This window comes from Microbacterium wangchenii (genome assembly GCF_004564355.1).
In the GTDB taxonomy this organism is placed as follows: Bacteria; Actinomycetota; Actinomycetes; order Actinomycetales; family Microbacteriaceae; genus Microbacterium; species Microbacterium wangchenii.
Window position 1 is genome coordinate 1,000,697 of the sequence record NZ_CP038266.1, and the last position, 22,632, is coordinate 1,023,328.

The 22,632-nt window shown below is 72.2% G+C and carries 20 protein-coding genes; 6 read left to right on the forward strand and 14 right to left on the reverse strand.

Going from position 1 to position 22,632, the window contains the following annotated elements:
• Positions 1–348: 348 nt before the first annotated feature.
• The 7 genes from E4K62_RS04680 to E4K62_RS04710 all read right to left on the reverse strand — a co-directional run bounded on the left by E4K62_RS04680 (position 349) and on the right by E4K62_RS04710 (position 6,763).
• On the reverse strand, positions 349–1,116 hold the full coding sequence (locus E4K62_RS04680; RefSeq protein ID WP_135064178.1) for an alpha/beta hydrolase: 768 nt from the start codon (positions 1,114–1,116) through the stop codon (positions 349–351).
• Positions 1,113–2,270: a mannitol-1-phosphate 5-dehydrogenase gene (locus E4K62_RS04685; RefSeq protein WP_135064181.1), complete on the reverse strand. Its 1,158-nt coding sequence runs from the start codon at positions 2,268–2,270 to the stop codon at positions 1,113–1,115. The genes E4K62_RS04680 and E4K62_RS04685 overlap by 4 nt, the downstream gene beginning before the upstream one ends.
• Positions 2,267–2,704, reverse strand: a complete 438-nt coding sequence (locus E4K62_RS04690) for a PTS mannitol transporter subunit IIA (protein WP_135064184.1) — start codon at positions 2,702–2,704, stop codon at positions 2,267–2,269. Before E4K62_RS04690 ends, E4K62_RS04685 begins: the two co-directional genes overlap by 4 nt.
• A gap of 110 nt (positions 2,705–2,814) precedes the next feature.
• On the reverse strand, positions 2,815–4,425 hold the full coding sequence (locus E4K62_RS04695) for a PTS mannitol transporter subunit IIBC (RefSeq protein WP_167747738.1): 1,611 nt from the start codon (positions 4,423–4,425) through the stop codon (positions 2,815–2,817).
• On the reverse strand, positions 4,422–6,113 hold the full coding sequence (ptsP, locus tag E4K62_RS04700) for a phosphoenolpyruvate--protein phosphotransferase (RefSeq protein ID WP_135064187.1): 1,692 nt from the start codon (positions 6,111–6,113) through the stop codon (positions 4,422–4,424). The genes E4K62_RS04695 and ptsP overlap by 4 nt, the downstream gene beginning before the upstream one ends.
• Before the next feature lie 13 nt (positions 6,114–6,126).
• Positions 6,127–6,402, reverse strand: coding sequence for an HPr family phosphocarrier protein (locus E4K62_RS04705; protein WP_135064190.1), 276 nt, complete (start codon positions 6,400–6,402; stop codon positions 6,127–6,129).
• 19 nt (positions 6,403–6,421) lie between these two features.
• Complete coding sequence (locus E4K62_RS04710; protein ID WP_135064193.1) at positions 6,422–6,763, reverse strand: PTS sugar transporter subunit IIB; 342 nt, start codon at positions 6,761–6,763, stop codon at positions 6,422–6,424.
• A 195-nt stretch (positions 6,764–6,958) separates the two neighbouring features.
• On the opposite strand from E4K62_RS04710, the gene E4K62_RS04715 reads away from it, so the two are divergent.
• Entirely contained in the window at positions 6,959–8,884 is a 1,926-nt protein-coding gene (locus tag E4K62_RS04715) for a BglG family transcription antiterminator (RefSeq protein WP_135070914.1), read from the forward strand.
• A gap of 21 nt (positions 8,885–8,905) precedes the next feature.
• Here the strand turns inward: E4K62_RS04715 and E4K62_RS04720 are convergent, their stop codons facing one another.
• Genes E4K62_RS04720 through E4K62_RS04730 form a run of 3 tightly spaced genes read right to left on the reverse strand, consistent with a single transcriptional unit; the run spans position 8,906 to position 12,034 of the window.
• Complete coding sequence (locus E4K62_RS04720; protein WP_135064196.1) at positions 8,906–9,496, reverse strand: GNAT family N-acetyltransferase; 591 nt, start codon at positions 9,494–9,496, stop codon at positions 8,906–8,908.
• A 10-nt stretch (positions 9,497–9,506) separates the two neighbouring features.
• On the reverse strand, positions 9,507–11,204 hold the full coding sequence (locus E4K62_RS04725) for a phospho-sugar mutase (protein ID WP_135064198.1): 1,698 nt from the start codon (positions 11,202–11,204) through the stop codon (positions 9,507–9,509).
• Positions 11,201–12,034 carry a purine-nucleoside phosphorylase gene (locus E4K62_RS04730; RefSeq protein ID WP_135064200.1) on the reverse strand — a complete coding sequence of 278 codons (834 nt, stop codon included), beginning with the start codon at positions 12,032–12,034 and terminating at the stop codon, positions 11,201–11,203. The genes E4K62_RS04725 and E4K62_RS04730 overlap by 4 nt, the downstream gene beginning before the upstream one ends.
• A 76-nt stretch (positions 12,035–12,110) precedes the next feature.
• Here E4K62_RS04730 and E4K62_RS04735 point away from each other — a divergent pair, with 76 nt between their 5' ends.
• Positions 12,111–13,562, forward strand: coding sequence for an NAD(P)H-quinone dehydrogenase (locus tag E4K62_RS04735; RefSeq protein WP_374108135.1), 1,452 nt, complete (start codon positions 12,111–12,113; stop codon positions 13,560–13,562).
• 49 nt (positions 13,563–13,611) lie between these two features.
• On the opposite strand, the gene E4K62_RS04740 is transcribed toward E4K62_RS04735, so the two are convergent.
• Together E4K62_RS04740 and E4K62_RS04745 are read right to left on the reverse strand one after the other, a co-directional pair.
• Positions 13,612–15,378 carry an acetyl/propionyl/methylcrotonyl-CoA carboxylase subunit alpha gene (locus E4K62_RS04740; RefSeq protein WP_135064205.1) on the reverse strand — a complete coding sequence of 589 codons (1,767 nt, stop codon included), beginning with the start codon at positions 15,376–15,378 and terminating at the stop codon, positions 13,612–13,614.
• A gap of 78 nt (positions 15,379–15,456) precedes the next feature.
• Entirely contained in the window at positions 15,457–16,113 is a 657-nt protein-coding gene (locus tag E4K62_RS04745) for a Maf family protein (protein WP_135064207.1), read from the reverse strand.
• A gap of 36 nt (positions 16,114–16,149) precedes the next feature.
• Here E4K62_RS04745 and E4K62_RS04750 point away from each other — a divergent pair, with 36 nt between their 5' ends.
• Genes E4K62_RS04750 through E4K62_RS04765 form a run of 4 tightly spaced genes read left to right on the forward strand, consistent with a single transcriptional unit; the run spans position 16,150 to position 20,392 of the window.
• Positions 16,150–17,421, forward strand: coding sequence for a class I SAM-dependent RNA methyltransferase (locus E4K62_RS04750; protein WP_135064210.1), 1,272 nt, complete (start codon positions 16,150–16,152; stop codon positions 17,419–17,421).
• A gap of 19 nt (positions 17,422–17,440) precedes the next feature.
• Positions 17,441–18,109, forward strand: coding sequence for a response regulator transcription factor (locus E4K62_RS04755; protein ID WP_135064213.1), 669 nt, complete (start codon positions 17,441–17,443; stop codon positions 18,107–18,109).
• Complete coding sequence (locus E4K62_RS04760) at positions 18,102–19,358, forward strand: sensor histidine kinase (protein ID WP_135064216.1); 1,257 nt, start codon at positions 18,102–18,104, stop codon at positions 19,356–19,358. The genes E4K62_RS04755 and E4K62_RS04760 overlap by 8 nt, the downstream gene beginning before the upstream one ends.
• On the forward strand, positions 19,355–20,392 hold the full coding sequence (locus E4K62_RS04765; RefSeq protein ID WP_308195141.1) for a hypothetical protein: 1,038 nt from the start codon (positions 19,355–19,357) through the stop codon (positions 20,390–20,392). The genes E4K62_RS04760 and E4K62_RS04765 overlap by 4 nt, the downstream gene beginning before the upstream one ends.
• 374 nt (positions 20,393–20,766) lie before the next feature.
• Here E4K62_RS04765 and E4K62_RS04770 read toward each other — a convergent pair whose 3' ends face one another.
• Positions 20,767–20,994: an acyl-CoA carboxylase subunit epsilon gene (locus E4K62_RS04770; RefSeq protein ID WP_135064219.1), complete on the reverse strand. Its 228-nt coding sequence runs from the start codon at positions 20,992–20,994 to the stop codon at positions 20,767–20,769.
• Positions 20,991–22,580: an acyl-CoA carboxylase subunit beta gene (locus E4K62_RS04775; RefSeq protein ID WP_187270392.1), complete on the reverse strand. Its 1,590-nt coding sequence runs from the start codon at positions 22,578–22,580 to the stop codon at positions 20,991–20,993. Before E4K62_RS04775 ends, E4K62_RS04770 begins: the two co-directional genes overlap by 4 nt.
• Between the last annotated feature and the right edge of the window lie 52 nt (positions 22,581–22,632).

Genomic DNA, 22,632 nt, shown 5'->3' on the forward strand with positions numbered 1-22,632 from the left:
GGCACGCATTCGTGGATGAGGGCGCTCGAACCGTACCTGGGGAGGAGTCCCCGCCACTTCCCGAACTCCTCAAGAACGGGTGGGAGGCGGGCGGAGAAGGACCGTATCGGTCTCTTCGCCCGCGAATCTGAGGAGTTCGGGATGCGTCGAGACGTCGACGCAGTCGCGCGGGGGCGCGGCGCGCGGAGGCGGACGGGGGGGTGACGCGGCTCGCCCCGTGCCGAACTCCTCACATCCGCGCCCGCAGGGGGTGCGGAAAGGCCGGATCGGGCCGATCCGCGCCGGAATTGAGGAGTTCGGGAAGTGCGGAGGCCGAGAGGCAGAGGAGGGCGGCGGAGGGAGGAGGCGTCAGGGGACGGGGAGGAAGGCGGAGAGGGCGGCGGTGAGCGCAGCGGCCATCGTGGCGTCGGAGACGGCCGGCGTGCCGTCGCCGTCCTGCGGCCCGTAGGCGCCGAAGGAGGAATGCGAGGCGCCCGGGATCTCCACGAACACCGTGCCGGAGGGGAGGGTCGCCGCGGCGTCGGCGATCTTCTCGGGCGTGGAGAGGCCGTCTTCCGACCCGGAGATGCTCAGCACCGGAAGCCCGCTGCCGCTGAGGTCGGCCGCGCAGTACGAGGCGAAGAGCACCAGAGCGTCCGCCTCCGTCGCGAGCTGACACGCGCGCACTCCGCCCAGCGAGTGCCCACCCACCGCCCACGACGACACGTCGGGGGCGAGCTCGGTGAACGCCGACAGCGCCCGCGGGTCGAAGAACGCGACGCCCAGCCACGGCCGCGTGATGACGACCGTGAGCCCCTCCTCGGCCACCGCCCCGGCGAGGGTCGGGGCGTACGCCCACGGATCGACCTTCGCGCCGGGGATGAAGACGAGCCCGTCGCCGCTCCCGCCGCCTGCTGGAGCCAGCACGATCCCGGCCGCGCCGTCGGTCACCGCGATCGCGGAGTCCGCCCGCACGTCGGCGACCGGCCGGGGCTCGGCGCGGTACACCCCGACCTGACTCCAGATGACGACGCCTGCCAGCGACAGCACGGCAACGCCCCCGACGGCCCCCAGAACCCACGCGAGGATGCGCCGGCCGCGGCGTCGCGGAGACGCGGGGGAGCCGCCCGCCGTCACGAAGGGATCTCGGCCTGGCGGGATTCCACGATGCGCTGGATGCGGGGGAACAGCGGATGCTGCGGCTCGAGGCCCGTGACGGCCTCGGTGAACTCCGCCGCCGGCAGCTCGCGCAGCATCCGCTGCATGTCCACGGCCTGGGCGTCCTCGGGGTCGTCGAAGGCGAGCGCTGCCGCCATGGCCGCGACGAGGGCGTCGACGGGGAGCCCGTGTTCGATCGCCTCGGCGGCAGGCCCGACGAACCGCTCGTGGCGGGAGAGCTTGCGCAGCGGCTGCCGTCCGACGCGCCACACGGTGTCCGGGAGCGCGGGATTGCGGAAACGCCGCAGGATCGTCTCCCGGTACTCGTGCTGGGCGGCCGGATCGAGGTCGTGCTTGCGGATGAGCAGCTCGGAGGTCTCCCGCAGCGCCGCGTCGACCTTGCCGGCGATGGCGGGTTCGGCGAGGGCGTCGGAGATCCGCTCGATGCCGGCCGCGGCGCCGAAGTACGCCGTCGCGGCGTGCCCGGTGTTGACCGTGAAGAGCTTGCGTTCGATGTAGGGCGCGAGGTCGTCGACGAAGTGCGCGCCGGGGATGTGGGGCGGCTCGTCGCCGAAGGGGCCGCGTTCGATCGCCCACTCGTAGAACGGCTCGACGGTCACGTCGATGCCGCCGCCGGGCTCCTGGGCGGGGACGATGCGGTCAACGGCCGTGTTGGCGAACACGGCGCGTGCGGAGACGGCGTCCCACGCGTCGCCGGCCGCGGCGGCCATCTCCTCCCGCAGGGTGTCGGTGGCCCCGATCGCGTTCTCGCACGCCATGACCTTCAGCGGCGCCGCGGCGGGGTCGCGCAGCCCCAGACCTGCCACGATGTGCGGCGCGACGAACCTCAGGATCGTGGGTCCGACGGCCGTCGTCACGATGTCGGCCGAAGCGATCGCCTCGACGAGCGCCGGCGCATCCGTGGCGCTGTTGATGGCCCGGAAGCCGGTGACGACCGTGTCGACGCCGCCCTCGCCCACCTCGTGGACGGTGTACTCGGATGCGGCGTTGATGGCGTCCACGAGAGGCTCGGACACGTCGGCGAAGACGAGGTCGTACCCGCCCTGGTGCAGCAGCAGCCCGACGAATCCGCGCCCGATGTTGCCGGCGCCGAAGTGGACGGCGGTGCTCACTGGTTGACCGCCGAGAGCGCCGTGTACAGCTCCTCGGGGGTCTGCGCCTTCTTCAGCCGCTCCACCTCGTCCTCGTCGGAGAACAGGATGGCGATCTGGGAGAGGATCTCCAGGTGCTCATCGCCCTTGCCGGCGATGCCCACGACGAACGTCACCGGCTCGCCGCCCCAATCCACGCCGCCGTCGTAGCGCACGACCGACAGTCCCGACTCCAGGATGGTCTGCTTGGTCTCGTTGGTGCCGTGGGGGATGGCCAGCTCGTTGCCCATGTAGGTCGAGACGGTCTCCTCGCGCTGCTGCATGGCGTCGAAGTAGCCGCTCGTGACGGCGCCCGCGGCCTCGAGGATGTCGGCGGCCTCCTTCATCGCCTCCTCCCGCGTGGCACTGCCGGAGTGGATGCGCACCTGCCCGATTCCGAGGACTTCCCGTGTCATGGTCCTGCCTTTCGATTGATCGTCGTGATCCCACCCTCCCAGCCGGGAGCGCGGACGGAAAGGCCGTGGGGCCGGGGGCATCACGCCGGCCCGGCCCCGCGGCTGTCGTGTCAGTGGGACTCGTCGTGCTGGTCGCGCACGAGCTCGACCACCTCGTCGTACTTCGGGGAGTTCATGAAGTTGTCCACCGACACATGGATCGCATCCGGGCTCTGCCGGCGTGCCCGGTCGGTGAGCTGGTTCTGCGTGATCACCAGGTCGGCGGAGTCATCGAGGTTCGCGATCGCCTTGTTCACGACCGTGACGTCGGCCACTCCGGCCTTCTTGATCTTGTTGCGCAGCACGCTTGCGCCCATCGCGGAGGAGCCCATGCCCGCGTCGCACGCGAACACGATGTTGCGCACCGGCTTGGTGGTCACGACGCGACCGCCGTCGAGCTGTCCGCCGGTGCCCTCCTCGGTCTCGAGCCGGTCCACGGCGTCCTCGGCGCTGCGCACGGTGGCGCGGTCCTTGCCGTCGGAGGCGCGCAGCGCGTCCAGTGCGGCGGAGGACTTGCCCTTGTTCGCGGCGGTCTTGGACACCGCCTCGGAGAACTGGTCGGCCTCGGCCAGCAGGTCGCGCTTGCGCGAGGCCCGCAGGATCACCGACGCGATCAGGAACGTCACCGCGGCCGACAGTACGACCGAGAGGATGACGGCGAAGTACGATCCGTTGGCGGTCTGCGCCACCACCGCGACGATGCTTCCCGGCGCCGCGGGCGCGCGCAGCGCACCGCCCAGCAGCATGTTGGTGGTGACGCCGGTGGCGCCGCCGGCGATGAGGGCGACGATGAGCACCGGCTTCATGAGCGCGTACGGGAAGTACACCTCGTGGATGCCGCCGAAGAACTGGATGATCGCGGCTCCGGGTGCCGACGCGCGCGCGGCGCCGATGCCGAAGAACGTGAAGGCCAGCAGGAGGCCCACGCCGGGGCCGGGGTTGGCCTCGAGGAGGAACAGGATCGACGAGCCGTCCTGCGACGCCTGCTCGATGCCCAGCGGAGTGAGCACGCCGTGGTTGATGGCGTTGTTGAGGAAGAACACCTTCGCCGGCTCGATGAGCACGCTCGTCAGTGGCAGGAGGTTGGTCTCGACGAGCCAGCCCACCGCCGCGCCGAGCACGTCCATGAGGCCGTTGATGAGCCATGCCAGCGGGTAGAACCCGAGGATCGCCATCGCGAAGCCCCAGATCCCGGCCGAGAACATGTTGACCAGCATCTCGAAGCCGGCACGGATCTTGCCGTCCCACAGCTTGTCGAGCTGCTTCATCGTCCACGCGGCGATGGGCGCCATGATCATCGCGCCGATGAACATGTTGATCTCGCCGAGCTGGTTGTCGGCGGGGAGGGTCTCGTTGATCTGGGCGATCAGGTAGTCCGAGCCGGCGATGACGCCGAATGTCGCGATGGAGCCGACCACGCCGCCGCGCACGCCGTACACGATGTGACCGCCGAGGTAGGCGATCAGGATCGGCAGCAGGTAGTGGATGAAGGGCCCCACGATCGTGGCGAGCTGCGCGTTGGGCGTCCAGCCCTTCTCGATGAAGAAGGCCGTGAAGATGCCCCACGCGATGAGCGCGGGGATCAGCGGCATGATCATGCCGGAGAGGAAGGTGCCGAAGCGCTGGACGGCGACGCGCGCGCCGCCTCCTGAACGCGTCGCGGGTGCGGACGCCGTTGTCATGGCTGTGTCACTTTCTGTGAAGCGGAGGCGGCTCGTGCCGCCTCGCGAGCGGAGGCCGCGCCGTCTGCGGCCAAGGCGGCCTCGGCGACGCGGCGGGCGTCGTCGAGGGTGTGGGAGAGCAGGCTGGCGCGCACGTCGGCGAGAGCCGTGGGCGCCATGGACAGCGTGGTCGCGCCCAGGCCCACCAGGACGACGGCCAGGAGCGGATCGGCTGCCGCCTCACCGCAGATCCCCACGGGCTTTCCCAGGGCGGCGCCGGCGTCCCCGACTTCGCGCACGAGGCGCAGGACGGCCGGATGCCACGGGTCCTGGAACGCCGCGACGGAGCCGAGGAGGCGGTCGGCGGCGAGGGTGTACTGCGTGAGGTCGTTCGTGCCGATGGAGGCGAAATCGGCGTGGGCGAGGATGCGGTCGGCCAGCAGCGCCGAGGAGGGCACCTCCACCATGACCCCGGCCGTCTTGACCCCGTACTCCCGCGCCAGGGCGACGAAGTACTCGGTCTCCTCGACCGTGGAGACCATCGGCGCCATGACCCACAGGTCGGCGGGGCCTTCCGGCGTCGCGCGGGTGGCGGCATCCGCCTCGGCCAGCGCGGTCAGCTGCTCGCGCAGGATGTCCTCACTGGCCCGCAGCGCCCGCAGACCCCGCAGGCCCAGCGCGGGGTTCTCCTCGTGCGAGTCGTTGAGGAACGGCAGCGGCTTGTCGGCGCCGGCGTCCAGCACCCGCACGACGACCTTCTTCCCGGGGAACGCGGAGAGCAGGCGCGTGTACGCGTCGCGCTGCTCGGCCACCGTGGGGGCGGCGTTGGCGCTGAGGAAGAGGAACTCGGTGCGGAACAGGCCCACGCCCTCCGCGCCCAGCTCGACGGCCTGGACGGCGTCCTGCGGCTTGCCGAGGTTCGCCAGCAGCGGCACGGCGGTCCCGTCGGCGAGGGCTCCGGGGGTGACCGGGGCGGCCGCCGCGGACGCGCGCTCGGCGGCGCGGTTCTCCGCGCGGTCCAATTCCTCCTGGCTCGGGGCGACCGTGACGACTCCCGCGGCGGCGTCGACGATCACGACCGTGCCGTCGGCGAGGGAACCCGCGTCGGCGGCCCCCACGACGGCGACGATGTTCTTCTCCCGCGCGAGGATCGCCGTGTGCGAGGTCGGCCCGCCCTCGGTGGTCACCAACGCGAGCACCATGTCGAGGTTCAGCAGCGCGGTGTCGGCGGGGGCGAGGTCTTTCGCGACGAGCACGAACGGGTGCCCCGGGTCGGGGATGCCGGGAGCGGGAACGCCGCGCAGGCGCGCGATGACGCGCTGGGCGACGTCGTCCAGGTCGGCGGCGCGCTCGCCGAGGTAGCCGCCGAGTGCCGTGAGCTGGTCGCGGAACGACGCGAACGCCTCCCACACCGCCCGCTCGCCGGTCTTGCCGTCGGCCACGCGCGTGTCCACCTCGGTGAGGAGGGCGGGGTCCTCGGCCATCATCGCCTGCGCTTCGAGCACGTCGCGCGCCGCGCCACCGGCCTGGGCACCGCGCTCCTCGAGCTCTCGGGCCACCGCGCTCACCGCGTCGCGGACGCGCGCCCCCTCGTCCTCGGCGGACCGCGTGCTGGCGACGTCCTCGGGTGGGGGGAAGGGCTCGGCCATGCGTGCCACGGGGCCCTGGGCGACGCCCAGTCCGATCCCCACGCCACGAAGCTCGGTCATCTCCGCGGTCCCCTCACTGTGCGTCATGGTCGGTGCTGAGCAGGTCGGCCAGCGTGTCCAGCGTGGCCTCGGCACCCTCGCCGTCGGCGGTGAGGGTGACGTAATCGCCCTGTTCGATGCCCAGGGCGATGACCCCCAGGATGCTCGCGGCGTTCACGGGGGCGCCAGAGTCCTTGGCGATCGTGACGGGGATGCCGGAGTCCTTGGCCGCCTGGGCGAACATCTTCGCCGGGCGGGCGTGCAGTCCGTGGGACGATCCGATCCGCACCGTGCGGGTGAGGGAGGGCATGCTTCCTGCTTTCTCGCGTTTACGCGTTCGTTTCCGTGGTGGAGAGGGGGTCGGCTCGGTCGGCGAGGGTCGCGCGCACGAGGTCGAGGGTGCGCTCTCCCGTGAGGTCGCTGAAGACGTCGTCGGGGAGGACTGCCACGGCGACGTCGAGGGCGGCGGCGCTGCGTTCGATCCGCTCGCGTTCGGCAGCCAGGTGCGGGCCCACCAGGACGATGTCGGCGGAGTCCAGGTCGATCGCGAGCGAACCGGTGGTCCCGGCGACCGCCGAGTACGGCAGACCCTGCTCGTGGGCGGCGCGGCGCACGCGCTGAGCCACGAACGTGCTCGACGCACCCGCTCCGCAGATCACCAGGATCCTCATCGACCAGCCTCCTCCCCGGCCATTGTTCTTCGTCGGCGCGGGCCGGACAACCAGGTCCCTTTCCCACCCCCCGGAACGACGGATCGAGCCGGGGCCTCCGACCCTGCTCGGCGCGTGCGGCGCCATGATTGACTGGTGACGGCCCCGTACCCGGCCGTGGAGGACGATCGTGACGGCAGCGAGGACGGCGACGCCATGACGCGAGCCCGTCAGGACCGGCTTCTGAGCCTGCTTCTGCGCGACGGACGGTGGGCGACGGCCGCCGCGCTCGCCGATCTGCTGGGGGTCACCCCGCGCAGCATCCGCTCGTACGTCACGGCGCTGAACGCGCGCGCCGGCGGGGGGACGGCGGTGGAGTCCGGTCCTCTCGGCTACCGGGCCGGGCCGGATGCGGCGGCGGCTCTGCGTGCGGGGCCCGCCGCGGATGCGGGGACTCCGCGCGACCGGCTCCACACGCTCGTGCGCGCGCTGCTGGGCCGTGCCGAGGGCATCGACGTGTTCGAGACCGCCGACGCGCTGCACGTGAGCCCGGCAACGCTGGAGGCCGACCTCGCCCGCGTGCGGGGGCTGCTGGGCGGGACGGAACTGACGCTGGAGCGCTCGGCGTCGATCGCGCGGCTGCGGGGAACGGAGATGGCCCAGCGACGCCTGCTCAGCCGACTGGCGCACGACGAGATGGATGCCGGCTCCTTCGATCTGGAGGCGCTGCGCCGGACGCTGGGCGAAGGGTCGGTGGGGGCGGAGGCGTTCGGGCCGTTCAAGGCCGATCTGGCCGCGGAGCTGACGGCACTGGGCTACTACGTCAACGAGTACGGCATCGGCGACGTCGTGATGCACATCGCCATCGCCGCCGACCGCATCGCCCGCGATCGCGCCATGGACGGCACGGCGGGGGAGATGCCCCCCGCGCACGCGCAGGTCGCCGAGCTCCTGGACCGGCTCGCCCAGAGGCACCTGGGCGTGCGTCTGGGCGCCGGGGACCAGCAGCATCTGGCGACGCTCGTCCTCACGCGCGTCGTGGCCCCCGGGGCACCCGCCGCGGATGACGCGCGCACGCGGCTGGATCCGCGCGTGGAGAGCGCGGTGCGCACGGTGGTCGAGCGCGCGGCATCCGAATTCCTCGTCGACATCGCGCACGAGGGGTTCATCCTGCGCCTGGCCCTGCACGTGCAGAACCTCCTGCACCGCTCCCACGCGCAGGCGTGGTCGCGCAATCCGCTGACGCGGTCGCTGAAATCGACCTATCCGATGATCTTCGAAGTGGCCGTGTTCATCGCCAGCCAGCTGCACGAGAGCCTGGGCATCCCCATCGTCGACGACGAGATCGCCTACATCGCGATGCACGTGGGCGGTCGCCTGGAGCGCAGTCGGCGCGAGGAAACGCTCCTGACGGCGACCATCGTGTGCCCGGGGTACTACGAGCTGCACGAGCTGCTGCGCTCGAGCGTCGACCGCTCCCTGGGTCAGGCGATCGAGGTCGTCGGGGTCGAGACGCGCGTGGATCCGGACTGGTCGGCGATCGACACCGACCTGATCCTCACCACGATCGACCCGCCGGAACCGGGGGAGCGCATCGTGCGGATCCAGCCGTTCCTCACCGACTCCGACATCGACCGCGTGCAGGCCGCCGCCGCGCGCATCCGTCGCGGCCGGCGTCTGCGGCGGCTCCGCGGCGAGCTGGAGCGCTACTTCGACTCCTCCGCCTTCGTGCGGGGCCTGGAGCCGGACGGGGGAGAGGCCGGGGTCATCCGTCAGCTCGGGGGCATGCTCGTGCGGCAGGGCGTCATCGACCACGACTACGTCCAGCGCGCCATCGAGCGCGAGCGGCTGTCGTCGACGGCGTTCACGGATGCCCTCGCCGTCCCGCACGCCATCGGCATGACCGCATCCCGCACGCAGATCGCGATCGGCATCGCCGACCCCTCGATCCCGTGGGGGGAGGGGCGCGTGCAGGTGGTCGCGTTCGTGGCCTTCTCCGAGGCGGATCGCGAGGCGTTCCAGACGGTGTTCGAGCAGTTCGTCGAGGTGTTCTCCGAGCGCGACAGCGTGCAGCGCATCGTGCGGCGCGCCACGGATTTCACGGCGTTCCTCGACGAGCTCGTCGCCGTGATCGACGGCTGAGCCGGCGCCCCGCTGCGCGCGTCAGGCCGACGCGTCGCCCCGATCCAGGCGCGCCTGGAGCCCGCGGCGCACGGCGGGCCACTCCCCGGGGAGGATGGAGTACACCACCGTGTCGCGCAGGATCCCGTCCGCGCCCACGCGGTGGTTGCGCAGGACGCCGTCCTGCTTCGCGCCGAGTCGCTCGATCGCGGCGCGGGACTGCCGGTTGTGCCAGTGCGTGCGGAACTCCACGGCGATCGCATCGCACGCCTGGAAGGCGTGCGTCAGCAGCAGGAGCTTGGCGGCCGTGTTCACGGCCGTGCGCTGGACCGGCAGGCCCAGCCACGTGTGGCCGATCTCGACGTGCCGGTTGGCCTGGTCGATGTTGCAGAAGGTGGTCTCGCCCACGGCGACGCCCTCGTGCACCACCGCCCACGGGTTCATGACGCCCTCGTCCCGCCACCGCAGGCGCCGCGCGATGTCGTCGGCGACCGCATCCGGTGCGGGGATCGTGGTGTACCACGCGTGCTCGAGGCCCCGCGCGGCGGCGGCGAGGTCGTCGGCGTGGGCAGGGGTCAGCGGCTCCAGCCGCACGTGCGCGTTCTCCAGCACCACCGGGTCGGCCAGATCCATGCCGCAGATCCTACGACGGCGGCCGCTGCCGGCGCTCCTCCAGCAGCGCCCGCGCGCCGTCGGCGAGGGCGGTCAGTCGTGCACCGGCCTCCTCCTCGGACGACCCGTGCACGTCGAGGTACATCTTGAGCTTGGGCTCGGTGCCACTGGGGCGGACGATCAGGCGCGCGCCGTCGTCGAGCCACATGCGCAGCACGTCGCCCGGGGGCAGCCCGTCGACGCCGGTGAGCAGGTCGTCGATGCGTGCGACGGTGCTGTCGCCCACGTGCGCGGGCGGGTCGGCGCGCAGCGACGCCATCATGGCGGCGATCTCCGATACGTCCGAGACCCGGATGGAGATCTGGTCGCTCGCGAACGCGCCGAACTCCTCGCGCAGGTCGTCCAGCTGCCCTTGCAGGTCGGAGCCCTCTGCGCGCGCCCGGGCGGCGAGGTCGAGCAGGGCCACGACGGCGGAGATCCCGTCCTTGTCGCGCACCGTCCCGGGGTTGACGAGGTAGCCGAGGGCCTCCTCGAAGCCGTAGACCATGCCGGGCGCGCGGGAGATCCACTTGAAACCGGTCAGCGTCGCGTGGAAATCCAGCCCGTAGCGCTCGGCGATGGCCTGCAGTCCGGGGGAGGACACCAGCGAGCACGCCAGCGAGGCGCCCGCGGTGCCCGCCGCGGCCCGCGCGGCGCGGCGCCCGAGCAGCAGCCCCACCTCGTTGCCGCTCAGCCGGCGCCAGCCGCCCTCGGCGGAGGCGTCGGGAATGGCGACGGCCATCCGGTCGGCGTCGGGATCGTTGGCCAGGACGAGCTCGGCTCCCACCGCCCGTGCCGTCTGGAACGCCAGGTCCATCGCACCCGGCTCCTCGGGGTTGGGGAAGGCCACGGTGGGGAACGCTCCATCGGGCTCGATCTGCTCGGCCACGACGGTCGGCTCGGGGTAGCCCGCTGCCGCGAGGATGGCCCGCAGGGTCTCCCACCCCACGCCGTGCATGGCCGTGTACACCCAGTTCAGCCCGGCCGCCCCAGGGGGTGCCGGCGCGACGGCGGCGGTGGCGGCGACGTAGGCGTCGACGACCTCCTCGGCCGCGTTGGCGTACCCCACCGAGCGCGGGATCGCACCGATGTCACCGCGATCGGCGACGGCCTGGATGTGCGCGGCGATCTCGGCGTCAGCGGGGGAGACGATCTGCGCGCCGTCGTCGGCGCCGCCGAGGTACACCTTGTACCCGTTGTCCTGCGGGGGGTTGTGGCTGGCGGTCACCATGACGCCGGCGGCGGCGCCGAGGTGGCGCACGGCGAAGGCGAGCACCGGGGTCGGCAGCATCCGCGGCAGCAGCACGGCGTGCAGGCCCGCACCGGCGAAGATCTCGGCGGAGTCGCGGGCGAACACGTCGGAGTTGCGGCGGCCGTCGTAGCCGACCACCACGACGGGCGTCTCGCCGGGCGCCGACCGCTCGCGGACGTAGGCGGCCAGACCCGCGGCGGCCTGCGCCACGAGCACCCGGTTCATGCGGGTGGGGCCTGCCCCGAGGGCTCCGCGAAGCCCCGCCGTCCCGAACGCCAGCCGGCGCGAGAACCGGTCCACCAGCTCCGAGGCGGCAGCGGCGTTCTCCGCCTCCGCGCGGGTGAGCAGGTCGCTCAGCTCGGCGCGCGTCTGCGGGTCGGGATCCTGAGCGAGCCACGCCCGCGCGGCGGCGAGCGGCTCCTGCGGGACGCCGTTCACAGCGCCTCGATGATGCGGGCGAGCAGGGAGGAGATCACCGGCTCGGCCTCCCGGCCCGCCTCGAGCACCTCTTCGTGGCTGAGAGGCGTGGTCTGGATGCCGGCGGCGAGGTTCGTCACGAGCGACATGCCGAGGATCTCCATGCCGGCCTCGCGCGCGGCGATGGCCTCCAGCGCCGTGGACATGCCCACGATGTGACCGCCGATGGTCTTGGCCATCTGCACCTCGGCGGGCGTTTCGTAGTGCGGCCCGCGGAACTGGCAGTACACCCCCTCGTCGAGGGTGGGATCGATCGTCCGGGCGAGTTCGCGCAGGCGCGGCGAGTACAGGTCGGTGAGGTCGATGAAGGTGGCGCCCTCCAGCGGCGAGGCCGCCGTGAGGTTGATGTGGTCGCTGATGAGCACGGGCTGGCCGGGGCGCCACGTCTCGCGGATGCCGCCGGCGCCGTTGGTGAGCACCATGGTGCCGGCGCCGGTGGCCGCCGCCGTGCGCACGCTGTGCACGACGCGGCGGACCCCGTGGCCCTCGTAGAAGTGCGTGCGGGCGCCGATCACGAGCACGGAGCGGCCCGCGGGCGTGCGGACGCTGCGCAGCGTGCCGACGTGGCCCGCGAGGGCGGGCCTGCTGAAGCCGGTGACCTCGTCGGCGGGGACGGTGGCGACGGTCTCGCCGAGCAGATCGGCGGCCCGGCCCCATCCGCTTCCGAGCGTCACGGCGATGTCGTGGCGCTCGACACCGGTGTGGCGGGCGATGTCGGCGGCGGCGCGTGCGGCGATCTCGAACGGATCGGCGGTGGGGTCGTCGAGGGGGTTCCCCGCTGTGTGTGGCATCCCCCCACTCTAGGAACGAGCGCACCGCTGTGCCACACGGACGGGACGGGGCCGCAGACCAGACAGAATGGATGCCATGTCCCTCAGCTTCGAGCGCACCCAGAGCGTCGCCATCCTCGGTGGCGGACCCGGCGGCTACGAGGCGGCGCTGGCAGCCGCGCAGCTCGGCGCGGAGGTCACCGTCGTCGAACGGCAGGGGATCGGCGGTGCCGCCGTCATCACCGACGTCGTGCCTTCCAAGACCCTCATCGCGACCGCGGACGCCGCCGTCGCCATCGCGGGAGCGAGCGATCTGGGCGTGCAGGTGTTCGCCAAGGACGGCGACGGACGGCCGCTGACGCCGCAGGTGGCGGTGAACATGGCCGCCGTCAACCGGCGCGTGCTCTCCCTGGCACGGCAGCAGTCCGAGGACATGCGGTCGGCGCTCGTGGAGGCCGGCGTGCGTGTCATCTCCGGGCACGGGCGCCTGGACGGCGATTCGGCGGTGATCGTCTCCAACGAGGCCGGCGGCACCGACTTCGACCGCGTCGAGGCCGACACGCTGGTGGTGTCGGTGGGGGCGTCGCCGCGCGAGCTGCCCTCCGCGCGGCCGGACGGCACACGCATCCTGACGTGGACGCAGCTGTACGACATGCGGGCGCTCCCCAAGCACCTCATCGTCGTGGGATCGGGTGTCACGGGAGCGGAGTTCGCGTCGGCGTACATGAACCTCGGCTCGCAGGTGACGCTGATCTCCAGCCGCGACCAGGTGCTGCCGGGGGAGGACCCGGATGCCGCGGCGGTGCTGGAGAACGTCTTCCGCCGCGGGGGGATGACGGTGCTGTCCAAGTCGCGTGCGCAGAGCGTCGTGAACACCGGCGACGGCGTCGTGGTCACCCTCTCGGACGGCCGCACCGTGGAAGGCAGCCACTGCCTCCTGGCCGTGGGCGCCGTGCCCAACACCGCCGGCATCGGCCTGGAGGAGGCCGGCGTGCAGCTGACCGATTCGGGGCACATCCAGGTCAACCGTGTCGCCCGCACGTCGGTGCCCAACATCTACGCCGCCGGCGACTGCACGACTTTCGTGCCGCTGGCATCGGTGGCCTCGATGCAGGGGCGCACGGCCGTCTTCCACGCGCTGGGCGATGTCGTGATCCCGCTGGAGCACCGCCGGATCGCGGCGAACATCTTCACCGCCCCCGAGATCGCCACCGTCGGGTGGACCGAGCAGGACATCGCCGACGGCCGCATCAACGGCGTCGTGCGCAAGCTGCCGCTCTCGGCCAACCCGCGCGCGAAGATGCAGCGCATCACCGACGGATTCGTCAAGGTCATCGCACGTCAGGGCAGCGGAACGGTCATCGGCGGCGTCATCGTCGCCCCGCGCGCGTCCGAGCTGATCTATCCGCTGGCCATCGCCGTCGAGCGGCGCCTCACGGTCGACCAGGTCTCCCGCGTGTTCGCGGTCTACCCGTCGCTGTCGGGGAGCATCACCGACGCCACGCGGGCGATGCACATCGTCGACCGTCAGGACGCCGAGGAGCTCTGAGCCGCCGCATCCGCGGTCGCGGCGCCGCGAGGCGGATGTCAGGCGAACGTCAGGCGATCGTCAGCAGGAGGTGACCGGCGGCCACCGTCGTGCCGGGAGCGGCGTCGATCAGGCCGACGATGCCGTCCTTGTGCGCCTGGATGGGCTGCTCCATCTTCATCGCCTCCAGCACCACCACCAGGTCGCCCTGCACGACGGACTGGCCCTCTTCGACGGCGACCTTGACGATCGTGGCCTGCATCGGCGCCTTCACCGCGTCGCCGGTGGCTCCCGTCACGGCGGATGCGGCGTGCGAACGTCGTGACGGCGGCACCGCCGCGGGGCGGCCCGGCGCGTGCGGGGCGGTCGCGATGCGCTCGGGGAGGTTCACCTCGAGGCGCTTGCCCCCGACCTCCACGACGACCGTATGACGCGCCGGCGGGGCCGTGACGGGCTCGGGCTCGCCGTCCCACGGCGGGATGTCGTTGTCGAACTCGGTCTCGATCCAGCGCGTGAACACGCCGAACCGGCCGTCCTCGGCGGTGAAGGCGGGGTCGCGCACGACACGGCGGTGGAAGGGGAGCACGGTGGGGAGCCCGGCGACTTCGAACTCGTCCAGCGCCCGGCGCGCCCGCTCCAGCGCCTGCGCGCGGTCGCGGCCGGTGACGATGATCTTCGCCAGCAGGGAGTCGAACGACCCCGACACGGTGTCACCGGCGGTCACCCCGGAATCCAGTCGGATGCCGGGTCCGCCGAAGGTCTTGAAGACGTGGATGGGGCCGGCCTGGGGGAGGAAGCCGCGCCCGGGGTCTTCGCCGTTGATGCGGAACTCGATCGAGTGGCCGACCGGCTCGGGGTCGCCGTAGCCCAGTTCCGCGCCCTCGGCGAGGCGGAACTGCTCGCGCACGAGATCGATGCCGGTGACCTCCTCCGACACGGGGTGCTCGACCTGCAGCCGCGTGTTCACCTCGAGGAAGGAGATCGTCCCGTCGGCGCCGATGAGGAATTCGCACGTGCCGGCGCCGACGTAGCCCACTTCGCGCAGGATCGCCTTGGACGCGGTGTAGAGGATCTCGTTCTGCTCCGCGGTGAGGAACGGCGCGGGGGCCTCCTCGACGAGCTTCTGGTGCCGGCGCTGCAACGAGCAGTCGCGCGTGGAGACGACCACGACGTTGCCCGCCGCATCCGCGAGGCACTGGGTCTCCACGTGCCGCGGGCGGTCGAGGTACTTCTCCACGAAGCACTCGCCGCGCCCGAAGGCGGTGACCGCCTCGCGGGTGGCCGACTCGAACTGCTCGGGCACCTCTTCCAGCGTGCGGGCGACCTTCAGGCCGCGTCCGCCGCCGCCGAAGGCGGCCTTGATGGCGATGGGGAGTCCGACCCGCTCGGCGAAGGCGACGACCTCGTCGGCGCCGGCGACGGGACCGGGCGTGCCGGGGGCGAGCGGGGCGCCGACCTTCTCGGCGACATGGCGCGCGGTGACCTTGTCGCCGAGCGCCTCGATGGCCTCCGGCGACGGGCCGATCCAGGTCAGCCCCGCCGCGATGACGGCGCGGGCGAAGCCGGCGTTCTCGGCGAGGAATCCGTAACCGGGGTGCACGGCGTCGGCGCCGGAGCGTCGCGCGATCGAGAGGATCTTCTCAATGGACAGATAGGTCTCGGCGCTCGTGGCTCCGGAGAGGGCGTACGCCTCGTCGGCGAGGCGGGCGTGGAGGGCGTCGCGGTCCTGGTCGGCGTACACCGCCACACTGGCGCGACCGGAGTCGCGGGCGGCGCGGATGACTCGGACTGCGATCTCGCCGCGGTTCGCGACCAGCACCTTGGCGATTTCCGGCATGGGTGTCAGCCTACTCACGGCCCGCGGTGCGCTTTTGCGCCACCTGCACAAGAAACGGCGAAGAACGTGTGGGGGAGTCTACGAAGGGGTCGCACGGTTCCACAGCGCGGTCCACTCCCCGCCGAGGTCGCGGATGAGCCCGCGCACCGTGGACAGCGACATCCCGACGACCGTCGAAGGGTCGCCCTCGACCCGCTCGATGAACGCCCCGCCGAGGCTGTCGACGGTGAAGGCGCCCGCGACGTGCAGGGGCTCGCCGGTGGCCACATACGCCGCGATCTCGTCGTCGGTGACGTCGGCGCGGAAGCTCACGGCGGCCTCGGCCACCGCGTGCGCCTCCGCCGCCGGCGTGTCGGGGGACAGACGGATGACGCTGTGCCCGGAGTGCAGCACGCCCGTGCGGCCCCGCATCGCCTGCCACCGTACGGCCGCCGCATCCGCGGTGTACGGCTTCCCCAGGATCTCGCCGTCGAGCTCGAACATCGAGTCGCCCCCGACGACGAAACCGGCGAAGTCCGGTTCGGTCGCGGCCAGCCGTGCGGCCACGTCGGCCGCCTTGCGCCGGGCGAGCAGCAGCACGTGCTCGGCCGGGGGCAGACGCCGCCCTTCGGTCCGCTCGGTGTCGGCGATCACCGCATCCTCGTCCACGTCGGGCGCGAGCGTCCGCGGCTCGATCCCGGCCTGCCGCAGAAGCTGGAGGCGGGCGGGGGAGGTGGAGGCCAGGCACACGTGCATGCTCACACGGTAGCTGTCGCGTGAAAGGCTGGCGGGATGGAAACCGGAGACCTCGTCGAGCTGGAGATCACCGATGTCGCCCACGGCGGCGTGTTCGTGGCACGCCTGGAGGGTCGTGTCGTCTTCGTCGCGGACGCGATCCCGGGCGAGCGCGTCCGCGCACGCCTGAGCGACACGCGCAAGAAGTCCTTCTGGCGCGCCGAGACGGTCGAGGTGCTGACGTCCTCGCCCCACCGCAGGCCGCACGTGTGGGCCGCGGCCGACGTGACCACGCCGCCGGAGCAGCGCCCCGGTGGGGCCGACTTCGGGCATATCGACCTGCCGCACCAGCGCGAACTGAAGCTGAAGGTGTTCCGCGACGCGCTGGAGCGCATCGGCAAGGTGGATGTGCCGGTCACGATGCAGGAGGCGGTGCCGATCGTCGACGCATCCGGTGCCGTGCTCGCGCAGGAGAGCCCGGATGCCACGCAGTGGCGCACGCGCGTGAGCCTGCACGTGGACGAGGACGGCCGCATCGGCCCGTTCGCCGCGCGCAGTCACCGTGTGATCGAGGTCGACGACCTGCCGCTGGCCACGCCCGCCGTTGCGCGGGCCGCGGCCGGGCTGCGCGGCCAGCGACCAGGACGCGTCGACCTCGTCCAGCCCGCGGATGGCCGCGCGCGGATCCTCCCGCGCCCCGACGGGGAAGCGCCCCCACCGGCGGAGGTGATCCTCGAGCAGGCCGGCGGGCGGGAGTTCCGCGTGGACGCCGGCGGATTCTGGCAGGTGCACCGCCTCGCCGCGCACAGCCTCACCACGATCGTCGCCGAGGAGCTGCGGGCCGTGGCGGCGGTGGACCCCGACGCCGCGCACCTGGACCTGTACGGCGGCGTCGGCCTGTTCGCCGCGACGCTCGGCGACGTGGGCGGGCCGGGCACACGGGTGACGTCGGTCGAATCCGATCCGCGCGCCACCGAGCACGCCGGCGAGAACCTTGCCGAGTGGGTCGGCGCGCGCGCGGTGACCGCCCGCGTCGACCGCTTCGTGCGGCAGCTGGCGGCGGAATCCTCGCCGGTGGAGCGCGAGCGGCTCTCGCGCGGAGTCGTCCTGCTCGACCCGCCGCGGGCGGGAGCCGGACGCGACGTGGTCGAGGGGATCCTCGCCCTCGCGCCGGCTGCGGTCGTGTACGTCGCGTGCGATCCGGTCGCCCTGGCACGGGATCTGGGGATCTTCCGCGACGCCGGATACCGCGCGCCCCGCCCCGTTCGCGCGGTCGATCTCTTCCCGCATTCGCACCACGTCGAGGCGGTCGCGGTGCTGACCCCGTGACACCGATACCATGACGACTATGACGCGAGTCGCCCTGATCGATGATCACGAGTCGGTGCGGCTCGGGCTCGAAGCCGCGATCGCCCGCGAAGAGAGCATGGTGGTCGCCTTCTCCGGCAGCACCGTGACCGAGTACCTGGTGTGGCGCGGCGAGTCCACGCGCGCGCAGGCACCGGCCGACGTCGTGGTGCTGGACCTTACGCTCGGCGATGGCACCACGGTGTCCGAGAACGTCACCCGCCTGTTCGCCGACGGCTCCAGCGTCATCATCCACAGCGTCGCCGACCGGCCCGCGGCCGTGCGCGAGGCGCTGTCGGCGGGAGCTGCGGGCATCGTCAGCAAGGCCTCCCCCATTCACGAGGTGCTCGGGGCCATCCGCACCGTCGCGCAGGGCGAGCTGCTCAACAACGTCGAGTGGGCCAGCGCCGTGGAAGCGGACCGGGAGTTCGCCGACGCGCAGCTGTCAGCGCGCGAACGCGAGGTCCTGCGCCTGTACGCCGCGGGCCTGCCGCTGAAAGCCGTGGCCGACCGGCTCGGCGTGGCCTATTCCACCGCCAAGGAGAACATCACCCGCGTGCGCGTGAAGTACGTCGAGGTCGGCCGCCCGGCCCCCACGAAGATCGACCTGCTGCGCCGCGCGATGGAGGACGGCATCCTGCAGCGCCCCGAGGGCGAACTCGATGGTTGAGGCCGGCAGGTCGGTGCTGGAAGCGGCCTGGGGGCGCCTGCCGAACTCGCGGGAGGCCACCGAGAACCTCGGTTCGTTCACCCGCGCGCGCATCGAACGCGTCATCACGCTGCTGGTCGGCCCGGGCTCCCTGATCCTGGGGGCGCAGGCCGTCTTCGCCTCGTTCGGCCCCGGCGACGAGCGCCCCGGCTGGCATCTGCCCATGGTGCTCGCCGTCTTCGTGCCGCTGACGGCCATGGTCATCGCGTGTGTGGCAGGGCGGTTCCCGCGCCTGTTCAGCGGACTGTTCGCGATCATCTACGTCATCGCCCTCGCGGTGTGGCCGTTCGCGACCGCCGGGGGCGCGCGGCCGGTTCCCACCGAGGAACCGTGGATCTTCTACCTCATCAACGTCGCCACCGTCGCCACGATCGTCGCCTTCCCCCTCGCGCTGCAGATCGTCTGGACCGTGCTCACGCCGCTGCTGTTCGGCTTCGTGCGTCTGGTGCAGGCGGGCTTCGACGAGCGGTTCTTCCTGCCGGTGGGCCTGGACGTCTCGTTCGCGCTGATCCTCGGCAGCGTCGTGGTGGTGCTGGGGTGGACCTACCGCTCCGTGGCGGCCAACGTCGACGAGACGCGGGCGCGCGCGGTGGCCAGCTACGCCGCGGCTGCGGCGGCGGCGGCGACCGAAGGGGAGCGGGTGGCCGTGGCGGCCCTCATGCACGACAGCGTCCTGGGGGCGCTCCTCGCCGCCGAGCGGGCCACGACGCCCCGCGAGCGGACCCTTGCCGTCAGCATGGCGCGGGAGGCGCTCACCCGACTCGCCAATGCCGAGAAAGACCCCTGGGAGGGCAGCGACGAGCCGGTCGACGCCGACCGGCTGGCCGACGACCTGGAAAGCGGTGCGCGGGAGATGGGCGTGCAGCTGCAGGTGGCCCGATCGATCGATCCCGAGGCGCCCCGCGTCCCCGGGCGGGTGGCGCGCGCTCTCGTCCTGGCGGCGCTGCAGGCCGTGGCCAACGCCGTCCAGCACGCCAACGCGCAGGGCCTGGCCGTGCAGCTGCGCGGACGCGCCGAACCCGGCGGCGTCGTCGTGCGCGTGCGCGATGCCGGCGACGGATTCGACGTCGACCAGATTCCGGAGGATCGCCTCGGCATCCGCGGCTCGATCCTCGCGCGCGTGACGGCCGTGGGCGGACGCACCGAGATCGAGTCCGGCTCGAACGGGACGACCATCACCCTCGAGTGGGACAGCGGGGACCGCTGGTGAGCGTTCGCACGATCGTTTCCGTCCTGGCCGTGGCCTTCACCGCCTACCTGGCCGCGCGGGGGTTCTGGTGGGGCACCGGCGAGGTCGACCATCCGGTGGTCATCTACCTCGCGCTGCCGCTGTACCTGGTCGTGACGTGGCTGACGGTGTTCTGGGGCGTGGGCTCGAGCTCGGCGGCACCGGCAGCCACCCCGTCCACCCGCAAGGGCGGGCTGCCCCTGTGGGCGTGCGCGCTGGCGCTGGCCGTGGCCGTGCTCGTCCCCAACGCGATCCTCTTCGCCGTGGCCCCCGGCTCGCGCACGCAGCCGTTCGCGACGTGGGTGATCGGTGGCATCGGGGCGCTCATGACCATCATCATGGTGCGCCGCCGGCCGTTCTTCGCGTGGGCGGGCCTCATCCTCGCCGGGGTGTCGATCTCCCTGTGGATCGGGCCCCTCTCCGCCCTCGCTCTCGGGCTCGTCGGCTCCATCGTCTGGGTCGCCGCGGCCCAGCTGCTGATGTTCGCGCTGGACAACGCCGCGCGCGACACGGTGCGTCTGGCGGAGCTGCAGCAGACGGCATCCGCATGGCAGGCCTCGCAGTCGGGGCGGCAGCGCGAGCGACGCGTGCAGGTGCAGCGCGCCCTGCAGACGGCGGGGCCGATCCTCGGGCGCACGATCGAGACCGGCGGCAACCTGCGGCCCGCCGAGCGCCTGGAGGCGCGCCTGGCCGAGGGGCGCCTGCGCGACGAGCTGCGCGGTCCGCGCCTGCTCGACGACGTCGTGCGCGAGCAGCTGGAGGCCGCCCGCCGCCGCGGCATCGCCGTGACGATGCTCGACGAGGGCGGCCTGGAAGACCTCGCCGAGCCGGAGCTGGCGGCCATCAGGGCCGAGCTGGCTGAGATCCTGCGCTCGGCGTCGTCGACGCGGCTGATCATCCGCACATCGCCGCACGAGGAGGTCGCCGTGACCATCGTGGGCCGCTCAGGTGAGGGCGACCGCCTGTCGGACGAAGACAGCGTCGAACTCTGGCACGAGATCTCCCGCACCCCCTGAGCCGCCGGCAGAGTGCGCGCGCCGTCCGCTCCATCTGCCGCACGGCGAAAGTGCATCGTCTCGCCGAGGTGATGCACTCTCGGGGGCGCGGACGGGGCTGGCCCACCCGACTCACCGATCCGGCCGGGGGAGGTTCCGGATCGGTGAGTCGGGGGGAGGCGAGGGGCGGCGAAGCCGCCCGCCCCTCGCCCTGGCGAGCGGTTACCCGAAAACCGCCCGCGAGATCGAAACCGGCTGAAGAGCGGTTCCGACCGAACGCGTGATGCGTTCCAGCTCATTCAGTATGCGACGGGCGCAAGCCCCCCGTCTGTAGGCATTTCGGGGGACAGACCGCGGGACCTTCGGGGGACACGCCGGGACCTTCGGGGGACACCTCAGCCGGAGAATCCGCCCCATCCGGCCTCGCGGGACAGGGTTGCACGCGCTGCCCTGGCGGAGAGCCGCCACCGCGACCGCGCCCGGGATTCGGGGGCCGTGGCCTGCGCCGACTCCTCCGTGTACGCCTCGCTCACGACGGCGAGCAGGGCGGCGAGCTCGTCCTCGGTGGGGTTTCCCCGGCGCACGTCCAGCGACACGGGGGCGTCGGCGGGATCGGGGGTCACAGCGGGATGTTCCCGTGCTTCTTGGCGGGCAGGCTCGCCCGCTTGCCGCGCAGCGCCCGCAGCGCCTTCGCGATGGCCACGCGTGTCTGGGCCGGCTCGATGATGCCGTCCAGTTCGCCGCGTTCGGCAGCGAGGAACGGGGAGGCGACGCTGTAGGTGTATTCGCTGGCCAGGCGCGCGCGGACGGCCGCGACGTCTTCGCCGGACTCCTCGGCGCGCTTGATCTCACCGCGGTAGAGGATGTTGACCGCCCCCTGACCGCCCATGACGGCGATCTCCGCGGTCGGCCATGCGAGATTGATGTCGGCGCCGAGCTGCTTGGAGCCCATCACGATGTAGGCGCCGCCGTAGGCCTTGCGGAGGATCACCGTGACCAGGGGCACCGTTGCCTCGGCGTAGGCGTACAGGAGCTTCGCGCCGCGGCGGATGACGCCCGTCCACTCCTGGTCGGTGCCGGGGAGGTAGCCCGGCACGTCGACCAGCGTGACGATGGGGATGGAGAAGGCATCGCAGAAGCGCACGAACCGGCTGGCCTTCTCGCCCGCGTCGATGTTGAGCGTGCCGGCCATCTGCGACGGCTGGTTGGCGATGATGCCGACCGTGCGGCCCTCGATGCGCCCGAACCCGATCACGATGTTCGGCGCGAACAGCGGCTGGACCTCGAGGAAGTCGCCGTCGTCCACGACGTGGGAGATGACGCTGTGGATGTCGTAGGGCTGGTTGGGGGAGTCGGGGATGACGGTGTTGAGGAAGCGATCCGCATCCGTCGTTTCGAACTCGAACGCCGTCTCGTAGACGGGGATCTCGTCGAGGTTGTTGTCGGGCAGGAACCCCAGCAGCGTGCGGGCGTAATCCAGCGCGTCGTCCTCGTCCTCGGCGAGGTAGTGCGCCACGCCCGAGCGGGTGTTGTGCGTGTACGCGCCGCCGAGCTCCTCCATGCCGACGTCCTCGCCGGTGACGGTCTTGATCACGTCGGGGCCGGTGACGAACATCTGGCTGGTCTTGTCGACCATGATCACGAAGTCGGTGAGGGCGGGGGAGTAGACCGCACCGCCGGCGGCGGGACCCATGATGATCGAGATCTGCGGGATGACCCCGGAGGCGGCGGTGTTCAGGCGGAAGATCTCGCCGTACTTGCCGAGGGCGACCACGCCCTCCTGGATGCGGGCGCCACCGGAATCGAGGATGCCGATGATCGGGATGCCGCCGCGGAGGGCGAACTCCATGACCTTGATGATCTTGTCGCCGGCGACCTCGCCGAGCGATCCGCCGAAGGTGGAGAAGTCCTGCGCGTACACCGCGACGGTGCGGCCGTGGATGGTGCCGGTGCCGGTGACGACCGAGTCGCCGTACGGGCGTGCGCGGTCCATCCCGAACGCGGTCGTGCGGTGGCGGACGTACTCGTCCAGTTCGACGAAGGATCCCGGGTCCACCAGCAGCTCGATGCGCTCGCGGGCGGTGAGCTTGCCCTTCGCGTGCTGCTTGGCGCGCGCGGCCTCCTCGGGATCGACCACCGCGGCCTGATACCTGCTGCGCAGGTCGGCGATCTTGCCGGCGGTGGTGGAGAGATCGGGCTGCTCGGTCACGCGTTCCACCCTATCGGCGGGGTGCGCCGCGGCGTTGGAGGGTGCGCACAAG

Coding starts and splice junctions, on each gene's coding strand:
- E4K62_RS04690 (WP_135064184.1), bottom strand. CDS start 2,704: ATGACACGGGAAGTCCTCGGAATCGGGCAGGTGCGCATCCACTCCGGC.
- E4K62_RS04695 (WP_167747738.1), bottom strand. CDS start 4,425: ATGACAACGGCGTCCGCACCCGCGACGCGTTCAGGAGGCGGCGCGCGC.
- ptsP (WP_135064187.1), bottom strand. CDS start 6,113: ATGACCGAGCTTCGTGGCGTGGGGATCGGACTGGGCGTCGCCCAGGGC.
- E4K62_RS04705 (WP_135064190.1), bottom strand. CDS start 6,402: ATGCCCTCCCTCACCCGCACGGTGCGGATCGGATCGTCCCACGGACTG.
- E4K62_RS04710 (WP_135064193.1), bottom strand. CDS start 6,763: ATGAGGATCCTGGTGATCTGCGGAGCGGGTGCGTCGAGCACGTTCGTG.
- E4K62_RS04715 (WP_135070914.1), top strand. CDS start 6,959: ATGACGCGAGCCCGTCAGGACCGGCTTCTGAGCCTGCTTCTGCGCGAC.
- E4K62_RS04720 (WP_135064196.1), bottom strand. CDS start 9,496: ATGGATCTGGCCGACCCGGTGGTGCTGGAGAACGCGCACGTGCGGCTG.
- E4K62_RS04730 (WP_135064200.1), bottom strand. CDS start 12,034: ATGCCACACACAGCGGGGAACCCCCTCGACGACCCCACCGCCGATCCG.
- E4K62_RS04735 (WP_374108135.1), top strand. CDS start 12,111: ATGTCCCTCAGCTTCGAGCGCACCCAGAGCGTCGCCATCCTCGGTGGC.
- E4K62_RS04740 (WP_135064205.1), bottom strand. CDS start 15,378: ATGCCGGAAATCGCCAAGGTGCTGGTCGCGAACCGCGGCGAGATCGCA.
- E4K62_RS04745 (WP_135064207.1), bottom strand. CDS start 16,113: ATGCACGTGTGCCTGGCCTCCACCTCCCCCGCCCGCCTCCAGCTTCTG.
- E4K62_RS04750 (WP_135064210.1), top strand. CDS start 16,150: ATGGAAACCGGAGACCTCGTCGAGCTGGAGATCACCGATGTCGCCCAC.
- E4K62_RS04755 (WP_135064213.1), top strand. CDS start 17,441: ATGACGCGAGTCGCCCTGATCGATGATCACGAGTCGGTGCGGCTCGGG.
- E4K62_RS04760 (WP_135064216.1), top strand. CDS start 18,102: ATGGTTGAGGCCGGCAGGTCGGTGCTGGAAGCGGCCTGGGGGCGCCTG.